This window comes from Erwinia sp. 2186 (genome assembly GCF_057812255.1).
The window spans coordinates 333197-345742 of the sequence record NZ_CM173824.1 but is presented as its reverse complement, the minus strand read 5'-3'; the positions used below and the strand labels follow the sequence as shown (position 1 = coordinate 345742).

14 protein-coding genes are annotated in these 12546 nt (G+C 56.3%); 4 read left to right on the top strand and 10 right to left on the bottom strand.

The features are described from left to right. Positions 1-101: 101 nt before the first annotated feature. The 5 genes from livF to ACXKZG_RS01540 all read right to left on the bottom strand — a co-directional run bounded on the left by livF (position 102) and on the right by ACXKZG_RS01540 (position 5050). Complete coding sequence (livF, locus tag ACXKZG_RS01560; RefSeq protein WP_013204243.1) at positions 102-812, bottom strand: high-affinity branched-chain amino acid ABC transporter ATP-binding protein LivF; 711 nt, start codon at positions 810-812, stop codon at positions 102-104. A gap of 1 nt (position 813) precedes the next feature. Beyond that, positions 814-1581: a high-affinity branched-chain amino acid ABC transporter ATP-binding protein LivG gene (gene livG / locus ACXKZG_RS01555; RefSeq protein ID WP_013204244.1), complete on the bottom strand. Its 768-nt coding sequence runs from the start codon at positions 1579-1581 to the stop codon at positions 814-816. Then, positions 1578-2852 carry a high-affinity branched-chain amino acid ABC transporter permease LivM gene (locus ACXKZG_RS01550; protein WP_013204245.1) on the bottom strand — a complete coding sequence of 425 codons (1275 nt, stop codon included), beginning with the start codon at positions 2850-2852 and terminating at the stop codon, positions 1578-1580. Before ACXKZG_RS01550 ends, livG begins: the two co-directional genes overlap by 4 nt. Further along, the gene (livH, locus tag ACXKZG_RS01545; RefSeq protein WP_013204246.1) at positions 2849-3775 is read right to left on the bottom strand and encodes a high-affinity branched-chain amino acid ABC transporter permease LivH; all 927 of its coding nucleotides are present in this window, start codon (positions 3773-3775) and stop codon (positions 2849-2851) included. Before livH ends, ACXKZG_RS01550 begins: the two co-directional genes overlap by 4 nt. Positions 3776-3934: 159 nt before the next feature. Further along, on the bottom strand, positions 3935-5050 hold the full coding sequence (locus tag ACXKZG_RS01540; RefSeq protein WP_105760373.1) for a branched-chain amino acid ABC transporter substrate-binding protein: 1116 nt from the start codon (positions 5048-5050) through the stop codon (positions 3935-3937). 387 nt (positions 5051-5437) lie between these two features. Between ACXKZG_RS01540 and panM the strand changes: the two genes are divergently transcribed. Next, a complete protein-coding gene (panM, locus tag ACXKZG_RS01535) occupies positions 5438-5833 on the top strand; it encodes an aspartate 1-decarboxylase autocleavage activator PanM (protein ID WP_105760374.1) in 396 nt (131 codons plus the stop codon). 62 nt (positions 5834-5895) lie between these two features. Here the strand turns inward: panM and rpoH are convergent, their stop codons facing one another. The 4 genes from rpoH to ftsY form a co-directional block, all read right to left on the bottom strand. Beyond that, positions 5896-6750 carry an RNA polymerase sigma factor RpoH gene (gene rpoH / locus ACXKZG_RS01530; RefSeq protein ID WP_013204251.1) on the bottom strand — a complete coding sequence of 285 codons (855 nt, stop codon included), beginning with the start codon at positions 6748-6750 and terminating at the stop codon, positions 5896-5898. Between the two features lie 262 nt (positions 6751-7012). After that, the gene (gene ftsX / locus ACXKZG_RS01525; protein WP_013204252.1) at positions 7013-8005 is read right to left on the bottom strand and encodes a permease-like cell division protein FtsX; all 993 of its coding nucleotides are present in this window, start codon (positions 8003-8005) and stop codon (positions 7013-7015) included. After that, the gene (gene ftsE, locus ACXKZG_RS01520) at positions 7998-8663 is read right to left on the bottom strand and encodes a cell division ATP-binding protein FtsE (RefSeq protein ID WP_013204253.1); all 666 of its coding nucleotides are present in this window, start codon (positions 8661-8663) and stop codon (positions 7998-8000) included. The genes ftsX and ftsE overlap by 8 nt, the downstream gene beginning before the upstream one ends. 5 nt (positions 8664-8668) lie before the next feature. Next, positions 8669-10282: a signal recognition particle-docking protein FtsY gene (gene ftsY, locus ACXKZG_RS01515; protein ID WP_488875604.1), complete on the bottom strand. Its 1614-nt coding sequence runs from the start codon at positions 10280-10282 to the stop codon at positions 8669-8671. 165 nt (positions 10283-10447) lie between these two features. Between ftsY and rsmD the strand changes: the two genes are divergently transcribed. Then, positions 10448-11053: a 16S rRNA (guanine(966)-N(2))-methyltransferase gene (rsmD, locus tag ACXKZG_RS01510; RefSeq protein ID WP_134822931.1), complete on the top strand. Its 606-nt coding sequence runs from the start codon at positions 10448-10450 to the stop codon at positions 11051-11053. Beyond that, positions 11043-11312 (top strand): DUF1145 family protein, encoded by a 270-nt coding sequence (locus ACXKZG_RS01505; RefSeq protein ID WP_134822932.1) that lies wholly within the window; start codon positions 11043-11045, stop codon positions 11310-11312. The genes rsmD and ACXKZG_RS01505 overlap by 11 nt, the downstream gene beginning before the upstream one ends. Before the next feature lie 57 nt (positions 11313-11369). On the opposite strand, the gene ACXKZG_RS01500 is transcribed toward ACXKZG_RS01505, so the two are convergent. Next, positions 11370-11714, bottom strand: a complete 345-nt coding sequence (locus ACXKZG_RS01500; RefSeq protein WP_134822933.1) for a DUF2500 domain-containing protein — start codon at positions 11712-11714, stop codon at positions 11370-11372. 152 nt (positions 11715-11866) lie between these two features. Here ACXKZG_RS01500 and ACXKZG_RS01495 point away from each other — a divergent pair, with 152 nt between their 5' ends. Further along, on the top strand, positions 11867-12493 hold the full coding sequence (locus ACXKZG_RS01495) for a lysoplasmalogenase (protein WP_488875603.1): 627 nt from the start codon (positions 11867-11869) through the stop codon (positions 12491-12493). Positions 12494-12546: the final 53 nt, after the last annotated feature.

The following is a 12546-nucleotide window of genomic DNA, read 5'->3' as shown; positions in this document are numbered from 1 at the left end:
GACGGGCACAAAAAAGGGCGGGGAAAATCCCGCCCTGTCACCCCGACTTCGCCCGCAGGCGGCGGGCCTGGCGGCCTTGAAACCGCCGGGTTTACAACACATTAGCCGCCGAGATAGGCACTGCGCACCGCTTCGTTCGCCAGCAAGGCGTCGCCGGTATCCTCCAGCACCACATGGCCGTTTTCTAACACATAACCGCGATCGGCCAGCTTCAGCGCCTGGTTAGCGTTCTGCTCCACCAGGAAGATGGTCATCCCTTCCTGACGCAGCTGCTCGATGGTGTCGAATATCTGCTGGATAATGATCGGCGCCAGGCCTAACGAGGGCTCATCCAGCAGCAGCAGGCGCGGCTGGCTCATCAACGCCCGGCCAATCGCCAGCATCTGTTGCTCACCGCCGGACATGGTGCCGGCACGCTGAACGCGGCGCTCGTACAGGCGTGGGAACAGCTCATATACGCGCTTGATGCGGGTCTGATACTGCTGACGCTCGGCGAAAAAGCCGCCCATCGCCAGGTTCTCTTCCACCGTCATCCGTGAAAACACGCGGCGCCCTTCCGGCACAATGGCAATGGCTTCACGCATGATGCGCGCGGTTTGCCATTCGGTGATCGCTTTACCGTCGAAGGTAATCGATCCCTGCGTCGCGCGCGGCTCACCACACAAGGTGCCGAGGATGGTGGTTTTGCCCGCGCCGTTGGCCCCAATCAGGGTAACAATCTCGCCCTGATTGATATGCAGACTGACGTTATGCAACGCCTGAATTTTGCCATAATGGGCGCTGACGTTCTCGAGAGAGAGCATTGGATTCATATCAGGCTTCTCCCAGATAGGCACGGATCACGTCCGGATTGTTGCGGATCTGTTCCGGCGTGCCGTTTGCCAGCGGCGTGCCCTGGTTCACTACATAAATGCGGTCAGAAATGCCCATAACCAGTTTCATATCATGTTCAATCAACAGTACCGAGACGTTGTGCTGACTGCGCAGTTCGGCAATCAGCTCATCAAGCTCGTGGGTTTCTTTCGGGTTCAGGCCGGCGGCTGGCTCATCCAGCATCAGGATTTCCGGCCGGGTGACCATACAACGGGCGATTTCCAGACGACGCTGCTGACCGTAGGCCAGGTTGCCCGCCTGACGGTTGGCCATTTCCAGCAGCCCCACGCGATCCAGCCAGGTGGCGGCACGATCCAGCGCGTCGCTTTCGGCTTTACGGAAGGCCGGCGTTTTCAGCAAACCGGCAAACACGCCGCTTTTCAGATGCTGATGCTGCGCCACCAACAGGTTCTCAATCACCGTCATTTCGCGGAACAAACGCACGTGCTGGAAAGTACGGACAATGCCCATCCGGGCAATTTTTTGCCCCGGCTGGCCCGCGATATCCTTGTCGCGCAGCATGATGCTGCCGCCCGTCGGCCGGTAGAAACCGGTCAGACAGTTAAAGACGGTGGTTTTCCCGGCGCCGTTCGGGCCGATTAATGACACGATCTCCTGCGGGCGCAGCTCCAGCTCAACGTTATTTACGGCGAGCAGGCCGCCAAAGCGCATCATCAGGCCTTTTACGGCCAACAAAGGCTGTGTCATGGCTGCTCTCCTTTTTCTACCGTCTTCAACTTCAGATGCGGACGCTTCATCGGCAGCAGACCCTGTGGCCGCCAGATCATCATCAGCACCATCAGACCGCCGAGCACCAGCATGCTGTACTCATTCAAATCACGCATCAGCTCGCGGGAAACCACCAGCAGCACCGCGGCGAGGATCACCGCAAACTGCGATCCCATGCCGCCCAGTACCACAATCGCCAGCACGAACGCCGACTCGGCAAAGGTGAACGATTCCGGGCTGACAAAGCCCTGGCGTGCGGCAAACAGGCTACCGGCAAAGCCGGCAAAGGCCGCACTGATGGTGAAGGCGGTCAGCTTGATGCGCGTTGGGCTCAGGCCCAGCGAGCGGCAGGCAATTTCGTCTTCACGCAGCGCTTCCCAGGCCCGTCCCAGCGGCATCCGCAGCAGGCGGTTAATCACAAACAGCGTGATGATCACCAGCAGCAACGCCACCATATACAGGAAGATAATGCGGTCGCTGGGATCGTACTTCAGGCCAAAGAAGTTATGGAAGGTGTCCCACCCGCCGTCGCGCACGCTGCGGTTAAACTCCAGACCAAACAGCGACGGTTTTGGGATCTGGCTGATGCCGTTCGGGCCACCGGTAATTTCGGTGTTGTTGAGCAGCAGAATACGCACGATTTCGCCGAAGCCGAGCGTCACAATCGCCAGATAGTCACCGCGCAGGCGCAATACCGGGAAGCCGAGCAGCAGGCCAAACATCGCCGCCACCAGACCGGCCAGCGGCAGACACTCCCAGAAGCTCAGGCCGTAGTAGTGATTCAGCAAGGCAAAGGTATAGGCGCCAACGGCATAGAATCCGCCGTAGCCCAGCACCAGCAGACCGGAAAGGCCGACCACCACGTTCAGGCCAAGCCCGAGCATCACGTAGATCAGCGTCAGCGTGGCGATATCCACCGTGCCGCGTGAGACGATAAATGGCCAGGCCACGGCGGCAATGATCATTACCAGCAGCACCAGCTTTTGCTTCGGCGTGGAGCCGTCAATTCCCGGCAAAACCATCGCCGGGCCGGAGATTTTTTTCAGGCTTTTTTGCAGCAAAGGACGCAGCAGCTGGAACAGGAACACCACCGCCGCGCCCAGTGCAATCCAGTTCCAGCGGACGCGACCGGCGTTATTCACCACCAGATGCGTGCCGTCGAGGTCGAGGCGCATGCCCATAAAGAAGGCCGCCAGCAGCACCAGCATCAGCGCGGAGGCAACGGCGTTAACCAGGTTGAGATGTTTCATACTTTCTCAACCTCCGGACGACCGAGAATACCGGTAGGCATTACCAGCAGCACCACAATCAGCAGCGCAAAAGAGACCACGTCTTTGTATTCGGTACTGAGATAAGCAGAGGTCAGCGCTTCGGCGATGCCGAGGATCAGCCCGCCTAACATCGCGCCAGGAATACTGCCGATACCGCCCAATACCGCCGCGGTAAACGCCTTCATGCCCGCCATAAAGCCAATGTACGGATTAATCACGCCGTAGAACTGGCCGAGCAACACGCCGGCAACCGCCGCCATGGCCGCGCCGATAACAAAGGTCAGCGAGATAACACGGTCGGTGTTAATGCCCAGCAGGCTGGCCATTTTCAGGTCTTCAGCACAGGCGCGACAGGCGCGTCCCATGCGGGAATAGCGGATAAACAGCGTCAGCGCCAGCATCGACAGGAAGGTCACCACCCAGATCACCACCTGCATGGTGGAGATAGTGGCGGAGAAGCCGTTGCTCTCGCCCAGCGTCCACTGCCCGGTGATCAGGCTTGGCAACGCAAGATCGCGGGAGCCTTGCGTCAGGCTGACGTAGTTTTGTAAGAAGATCGACATCCCGATGGCCGAGATCAGCGCGATCAGACGCTTGGAGGATCGCACCGGCTTATAGGCCACACGCTCAATGCTCCAGCCGTAGGCGCTGGCAATCACAATCGCGACGATAAAGCCGGCACCGATCAGCATCCAGCTGACATCGATGCCCATCATCATCAGGGCCGCAATCACAATAAAGGAGACGTAGCTGCCGATCATATAGACCTCGCCATGGGCGAAGTTGATCATGCCGATAATGCCGTAGACCATGGTGTAACCAATGGCTATCAGCGCGTAGGTGCTGCCCAACGTTACGCCGTTGAACATTTGCTGCAGGAAATAGAGAAACTGCTCGGACATACCTTGCTACCTTACTTCTTTCCGCACGGGCGGAGAGAATGGAAAAAAACGCCCGGGAACCCTCACCAGACGTTTACTGTTACCGACGACCTGTTCGGTCGTCTTCACCGCTGTCAGCCTTCCCCGGACAGCCCCTGCCGCCGGGAAAGTATGGCTGATTTATTTCACTGCGGTCGAAGAACCGTCCGCGTGCCATTTGAAGATGCCGAACTCAAAGCCTTTCAGATCGCCCTTCTCATCCCAGTTCAGGTCGCCCATCACCGTTGGCACCGCTGCGCCTTCCTTCAGATTTTTAGCGATATCGGCTGGCTCAGCACTTTTGCTGCGCTCCATCCCGGTGGTCAGCGCCTGCAGTGCGGCGTAGGTGGTCCAGACGAATGGGCCGGTTGAATCCAGCTTCTTCGCTTTCAGCGCATCAACAATCGGTTTGTTAGCCGGCACCTGGTCGTAACGCTTCGGCAAGGTCACCAGCATGCCTTCAGACGCAGCACCTGCGATGTTAGACAGCGAGGAGTTGCCCACGCCTTCTGGTCCCATAAACTGGGTCTTCAGGCCGGCAGCACGTGCCTGACGCAGCATCTGGCCCATCTCCGGGTAGTAACCGCCAAAGTAGACGAAGTCGACGTTCTCTTTCTTCAGGCGTGCCACCAGCGTGGAGAAATCTTTGTCGCCCGCGGTGATACCTTCAAACATCACCACGTTGCCGCCTGATTTTTTCAGGCTGGCCTGCACGGAACGCGCCAGGCCTTCACCGTACTGCTGCTTGTCATGGATGACCGCGATGCGCTGAGGCTTGATCTCTTTCAGGATATAGGTCGCGGCAGTTGGGCCCTGGTCGGAATCCAGACCGGTGGTACGCATGATCATCTTGTAACCACGGGTGGTCAGATCGGCGTTGGTTGCCGCCGGGGTGATCATCAGCACGCCTTCATCTTCATATATGTCGGAAGCAGGCTGAGTAGAAGACGAGCAGAGGTGGCCAATAACATAACGGATACCGTCATTGATCACTTTGTTGGCAACGGCCACCGCCTGTTTTGGATCGCAGGCATCGTCATATTCCACGCCAACCAGTTTGTCACCGTTCACGCCGCCTTTGGCATTGATGTCAGCGATCGCCTGCTTGGCACCGGTGAACTCCATATCACCATACTGCGCTACCGGGCCGGACATCGCGCCAACAATGGCCACTTTAATGTCTTTTGCCATGGCCGCGTGGCTCATCGCCAGTGCCACACAACCTGCCAGAAACGCGCTACCTTTACTGATTTTCATCCGTACTACCCCATCTGTTGTGATTGCTGTTTTATTGCCGCTGGATCCCAGATAAAACGCTGAAGAAAGAGAGAGTTATCGAAATACGCGGCGATTTTTATAAATAAGGCTTTAATTTTCAGGTTATTAAACAGGAATATTCTGCTGTAAATCAACTGACACATTCAGAAATACCCAGGTCCCGCAGGATAAAACACTGGTGGCAACGGTGGCTTTTTCAGCAAAATGGCAGTCTTTTATGCTGATTAATAGTTCAGCGATAAGCTTTCACGCTGGGTTAACGCGCCGCACCAAACAGAATACTCCGTTTTCGCCGGGGAAAAGTTAAGCGCCCTTCTTTGGCTAAATTCGCTACAATATGCCTTTCATACTCGTTCGGTATTCGTCATGAAACTGACCATCATCAGATTGCAAAATTTCACCGATCAGGACCGCCTCGATCTGGCGAAAATCTGGCCAGAGGCTGACCTCGTTGCCCTTGAAGCGTCGCTGAATGAACATCAGCAGGTTTGGGCCGCCAAATTCAATGACCGCCTGCTGGCGGCAGTCAACGCGTCAATCGCCGGCACGCAGGGCGAGCTAAAGGATTTCATGGTGCGTGAGGTGACGCGCCGACGCGGCGTGGGCAGTTACTTACTGAATGATTTGCTGGCGCAGAATCCGGGGATCGTGCAGTGGTGGATTGCGGACCGTCAGGTTGAGGATCGTGAGGTGATGGCTGCGTTTATGCGCCAGGCCGGCTTTATTGCTCAGGTCGGCGGCTGGGGCTTTCTGGCGCAATAACGGGCGGACTGACAAAAACAAAAAGGGCGACCGAAGTCGCCCTTTTTTTGTTACCGCATGGATTACGCTTCGATAGCGACACGCAGTTTTTTCATCGCGTTCTTTTCCAGCTGACGCACACGCTCTGCTGAAACGCCGTATTGATCGGCGAGCTCCTGCAGCGTGGTTTTGTTGTCATCGTCCAGCCAGCGGGCACGGATGATATTCTGGCTACGCTCATCAAGACCCTGCATCGCATCGCTGAGTTTATCAGCCGCATGGGATTCCCAGTTGTCTTCCTCAATGCCATCGGCAAAGTCAGACGACTTATCCTGCAGGTAGAGCATAGGCGCCATCGAGCGGCCTTCACCTTCATCATCCGGTGTCGGATCGAAGGTCATGTCCTGGGCCGCCATACGCGACTCCATCTCCAGCACGTCTTTGCTGGTGACGCCCAGTTCACGGGCAACCATTTCCACTTCTTCCTGGTTGAACCAGCCTAAACGCTGCTTGGCTTTACGCAGGTTAAAAAACAGCTTGCGCTGTGCTTTAGTGGTGGCGACCTTCACGATACGCCAGTTACGCAGGACGTATTCGTGGATCTCAGCTTTAATCCAGTGCACCGCAAAGGAGACCAGACGCACGCCGACTTCCGGGTTAAAGCGGCGAACCGCTTTCATCAGGCCGATGTTACCTTCCTGAATCAGGTCAGCCTGCGGCAGACCGTAGCCCGAATAGTTACGAGCGACATGAACAACAAAGCGCAGGTGAGACAGGATCAGCGTTTTAGCTGCTTCCAGATCGCCCTGGTAATGCAGCCGTTCAGCCAACGCTTTTTCCTCTTCTGCCGTCAGCATAGGCCAGACATTGGCGGCCCGGATGTAAGAATCCAGGTTGCCTAAAGGAGCAATAGCTAAAGTTTGCATTTCTTTGGTCATTCAAACCCTCTCTGTATTTAACAATAATGCCGCGCAATTCCCTGCACAGTCCACAAGAGTACGTGAACGGCAGCCAGAATTAAAAGCAATCTGTGCTACTTCGACGTCAAAGTTATCCACAAGTTCACAATCGTCGGTGAATAAATTACACACCGTCTGGGCAGGAAGAGTATAGCAGGAGGAAGTGACAAACTGATGACTTCCTCTGAAGCACATTACTCATGCAACAGAGGAAGATTATAACAAAAAACGTGTAAAGGGGTTACTGCGGCGTAAAACGACGTAAATGTTGTACGGTCGCCAGCCAGGCGGCTATCCAGCCAATCATCGCCGACACCAGCAGCAACAGCAGGCTCTCATCCCATGCCAGTCCGGTCAGGTTGAAGGTGGTGCCAAACACCGCCGCCACCTGTGTCACAACGGACTCCAGACGGAACACCAGCACTTCCGACAGGATCAGCGACAGCAGCGCACCGGCGAATCCTAACAGCGCGCCGCCGTAGAGGAACGGACGCAGGATAAAGCCATCCGTTGCACCGATCAGCTTCTGCACGTTGATGGTATCGCGCCGGGCAAAGATGCTCAGCCGCACGCTGTTGCCGATCACCAGGAACACCGCCACAATCATCAGCACGCCGATCATCGCCGCCACCTGCCCCACCAGACCGGTCAGCGCCGCCAGACGGGCAAACCAACTGTCGTCCATCTTCACTTCATCCACGCCCTGCACTTTCGACACGCGGTCGCGCAGGTTGGTCATGGTGTTGTCATTCTGGAAGTTGAGCTTCGGGGTGATAATTGCCACCGCAGGCAGCGGATTCTGCTCAAGCATATCCATTGCCCCGCCAAAGCCAGACCAGTTACGGAACTCGCCCATCGCTTCTTCGCGCGACAGGTAGTTCACCTTGTCGACGCCATCTTCTTTCTTCAGCTGGCTGACAACACCTTCAGCGGCATCGTCATCCAGCGTTTTGCTGAGATAGACCGTTAGCTGCGGTGCCGGATACCACTGTGCCGCCGCCTGGTTGACGTTTTTCCACACCATATAGCAGACGCTTGGCAGAGTCAGGGAGATGGCGATAACCATCACCGTCAGTAACGTCGCCAGCGGCTGACGCCACATATCAGATAAGGTGCCGCGCAGCGCATAACGCCACTGCTCCTGCCAGCCGCCCTTCAGCGCTTTGCTTTTGGAAGGCTGCTTCTGCTTCGCGGCTTTGGGCGCAGGCGCCCGGGAATTGCGTTTATTAACCACCCTGGCCTCCGTGCAAACGTCCCTGATTCAGGCTCATCAGGCGGTAGTTGCGGCGGGCGATCAAGGCCCGGTCGTGGGTTGCCATCAGAACGGTGACGCCAACCCGGTTAAATTCTTCAAACAGACGCAGGATGTCTTCCGACAGCGCATCGTCGAGGTTACCGGTCGGTTCATCGGCCAGCAGCACCGCAGGTTTATTCACCACCGCACGGGCAATGCCCACACGCTGCTGCTCACCGCCCGACAGCTGAATCGGATAGCTTTTGGCTTTATCCAGCAGGCCGACTTTATCCAGCGCGGCCGACACGCGGCGGCGAATATCTTCGCCGCTGGCACCGGCAATGATCAACGGGATTGCCACGTTGTCATACACAGATCGATCCATCAGCAGATGGTGATCCTGGAAAATCATGCCAATCTGGCGGCGTAAAAACGGCACTTCGCTGCTTTTCAGGCGGCTGATATCGTGGCCGCCAAACCAGATCTGACCGGCGCTTGGCCGCTCGATGCCACAAATAAGCTTCAGCAAGGTACTTTTCCCTGCCCCGGAATGTCCGGTCAGAAACGCCATTTCTCCCGGACGCAGATGGAAATCTACCCCCTGAAGCGCTTGCCGACCGCCGAGATAAGCCTTACTGACTTCTTCAAAGCGAATCATCCTAATTAGTCCTCTCGGGCAAAAAGTGCCTCTATAAAATCGTCAGCTTTAAACGCGCGTAAATCTTCAATGCCTTCACCCACGCCGATATAGCGGATCGGGATGGAGAACTGATCGGCTACGGAGAAGATCACGCCGCCTTTTGCGGTGCCATCCAGCTTGGTCAGGGTAATCCCGGTCAGACCCACCGCTTCGTGGAACAGCTTAGTCTGACTGATGGCATTCTGACCGGTGCTGGCATCGATGGTCAGCATCACTTCGTGCGGCGCTTGATCGTCGAGCTTTTTCATCACGCGGGTGATTTTCTTCAGCTCTTCCATCAGGTGCGATTTGTTCTGCAGGCGACCGGCAGTATCGGCAATCAGCACGTCAACGTTACGCGCCTTAGCGGCCTGAATCGCATCGAAAATCACCGAGGCTGAATCCGACCCGGTCTGCTGGGCGATCACCGGAATATTGTTACGCTGGCCCCACACCTGCAGCTGCTCAACCGCCGCGGCACGGAAGGTATCGCCCGCCGCCAGCATCACAGATTTGCCTTCGGCCTGATACTGGCGCGCCAGTTTACCGATGGTGGTGGTTTTGCCGACGCCATTGACGCCCACCATCAGGATCACAAACGGCGTTTTGCCGGTGACGTCCAGTGGCTCTTCCACTTTAGCCAGGATCTCTGACATTTCCTGCTTCAACAGGCCATAAAGCGCTTCGGCATCACGCAGCTGTTTACGGCTCGCCTGCTGCGTCAGGTTTTTGATAATGCGGCGGGTGGTTTCCACGCCAACGTCGGCAATCAGCAGCTGTTCTTCCAGCTCTTCAAACAGATCGTCATCAATCTTTTTGCCGCGGAACAGGCCGATAAAGCCGGAGCCCAGATTCTGACGGGTTTTCACCAGGCTGCGCTTCAGGCGGGCGAAGAAACCTTCTTTAGTCGGACGCTGCTGCTCGGCCTGCTCTGACTGCTCCACTTTCGCTAACGCGGCGGCGATGGACTCTTCTTCCTCAATCACCTCCGGCTCTGCGTCAGTCGCTAACGCCAGCGCTTCCAGCTCTTCAGGCAAGATCTCATCGTCCGGTGCGATTTCAGCAATCTCTTCCGGAACGGGCGCGATGATAGCCACTTCTTCGGGCTCAGGCTGAACAACGGCTACCTCTTCCAGCAGGCGCTCTTCTTCCCGCTCAGGATGAACAATCGCTATCTCTTCCGGCAGAAGTTCTTCTTCCGGCTCTGGCTGAACCACCGCCAGCTGCTCCGGTAAAACCTCTTCTTCCGGCTCGGGCTGAACGCGCGCGTCGTCTTCCGGCAAAAACGCTTCCAGCGGCGCGGGCGTAATTACCGCCTGCTCTTCCGTCTGAGGTTTCGCTTCAGGCTGCGGCTCAGCGGCAGGTTCACGGTAAGCTTCCGGGTGCGCGGCCTGATCGTGGGCCACATTTTCAGTGACGTTGACCGCCGCTTCGGCGCGCTGCTCTGCCTCGGTTTTTGCGGGCGTGGCGGCATCCGTTGACGTCTCGTCAGCGGGCTGCTGTTCCTCTAACGTCTCTTTTGTCTCTTCCTGCGGCGCCTGCTCTTCACGCCCTAATCCCAGCCAGGAAAAAAAGCCACGTTTTTTATTTTTTGCCATGGTGCAACCACACTCCTCGCGGGGAAAAATCTGTCAGGTCGTTGAAAATTGACTTAATCCCCTAGTCTAACACTTTCCTGCTAACGCAACACAGCACCCTTTTTACGTTTCCTCAGCCCGGTAAGCCCGTTAAACTGTGCAACAAATTATGAAGAGTTCAGCAGCATGAATAAAAAACCCCGCAGCGGCGGCGCCGGACAAATCCGCATTATTGGCGGTCTGTGGCGCGGCAGAAAATTACCGGTCCCGGACAGCGCCGGGCTTCGACCGACCACCGATCGCGTCCGCGAAACGTTATTTAACTGGCTGGCACCCGATATTCAGGGCGCACGTTGCCTGGATTGCTTCGCGGGTAGCGGTGCATTAGGGCTGGAAGCGCTGTCGCGTCACGCCGCTTCTGCCACACTGTTAGAGCTGGAGCGCCCGGTTGCGCAGCAGTTAGAAAAGAACCTGACCACGCTCGGCTGTAAAACCGGCCGGGTGATCAACACCAACACGCTGCAATTTCTGGCGCAAAACGGTGAGCCTCACGATTTGGTGTTTATCGATCCGCCGTTCCGTAAGGGATTGCTGGAACAGACCCTTGGACAGCTGGAAAGTAACGGCTGGCTGGCGGATAACGCGTTGATTTATGTTGAAAGCGAAGTGGAACATGGCCTGCCGCCGGTGCCGGTAAGCTGGCAGCTGCATCGGGAAAAGATCGCCGGACAGGTGGCCTATCGCCTGTACCACCGCCAGATCGCGAAGAAGGAAGCGAACCATGATGATTAATATTGGCAGGCTGCTGATGGTCTGTGTCTGGGCATTTTTACTGCTTAACCTGGTGCATCCGTTCCCCAAGCCGCTGAAGTATTTTATTGATGTGGCGCTGTTCTTTATGGTGGTGATGCACGGACTGCAGCTGGTGCTGATGCGCGCTACGCAGCCGAAAGATGCCCCGAAGCTCAGCTTCATGATGCAAACCAAGATTTTCTTTTTTGGCGTGTTTGAGCTGCTGGCCTGGCAGAAGAAATACCTGCCGAAGAAGTAACGCAGTGGCAAAACCAGCCGAAAAAGCGCGGAACCCCATGCTTTTTCGGCAAGCCCACTAATTCGCGCTAAACGAGATAAACCGCGTCCCCTGCACCTTCAGCTGTCCCTTTTCCCCCGGATCAATCTGCCGGTAATCCTGCTCTTTCAGCACCAGTTTGAAATCCCCGGCCCCGTTGAGCGGATGAAACCAGGCTTCATAACGCTTATCCTCAACCGGGATCACTTCACGCTGACGCGAACGGCGGTTCGGCATCGGAACCTCGCGCTTGGCTTTTACCTCGGCGGGAAGTGAACGCACCGGGGAAGCGTCATTGACCGCCACTTCTCTCCGCTGCTTGATAAACTGACGCGTCGCCAGCACGGCGATGATAGCCAGTACGATGAAAAAAATGACCTTCATATTTTTCTTCTTCCTCCTTATCAGGCAATGCCAATCATTCCCACGGCCAGAAAGGATACAACCAGACGCCTCCCATTGTCACATCGTCGGGCTCTGTCCTAGACTAGATTCAGAATTGTGGAGTTTTGCTTCTGAATACAAAGGGACACATTATGATTTGGTCGTTTCTGGCAGTTTTCTTTTCCGGTTGGCTCTACGTGGATGCGTCATACCGTGGGCCTCAATGGCAACGCTGGGTATTTAAGCCCGTCACCTTGCTGTTTCTGCTGGCGCTGGCCTGGCAGGCACCGATCCTCAATACCACCGACTATCTGATCCTGTTTGGCCTGCTGGCCACGCTGATTGGCGATGCGCTGACGCTGCTACCTAACCGGCGCATGCTGTACGCGATTGGCGCATTTTTCCTTTCGCATCTGCTGTATACCCTGTGCTTCGCCAGCCATATGACGCTGACCTTCTTCTGGCCGATCCCGCTGACGGTACTGGTGATAGGCGCGCTGTTGATTGCCACCATCTGGTCCAGACTGGAAGATCTGCGCTGGCCGATCTGCACCTTTATCGGCATGACCCTGTTGATGGTCTGGCTGACCACCGAGCAGTATTTCTTCCGCCCAACCGATTACAGCTTCTCGCTGATGGTGGGGACTTCGCTGCTGCTGCTGGCCAATATCGTCTGGCTTGTCAGCCACTATCGTCGCCGGTTCACCTCTGACCGGGCGATTGTCGCCGCCTGCTACTTTGCCGGTCACTTTATGATCGTGCGTTCGCTGTATCTGTAATCGCCGTAAAAGCCTTGACTCTGGAGTCCACTCCAGAGTGTAAGATGCGTCAT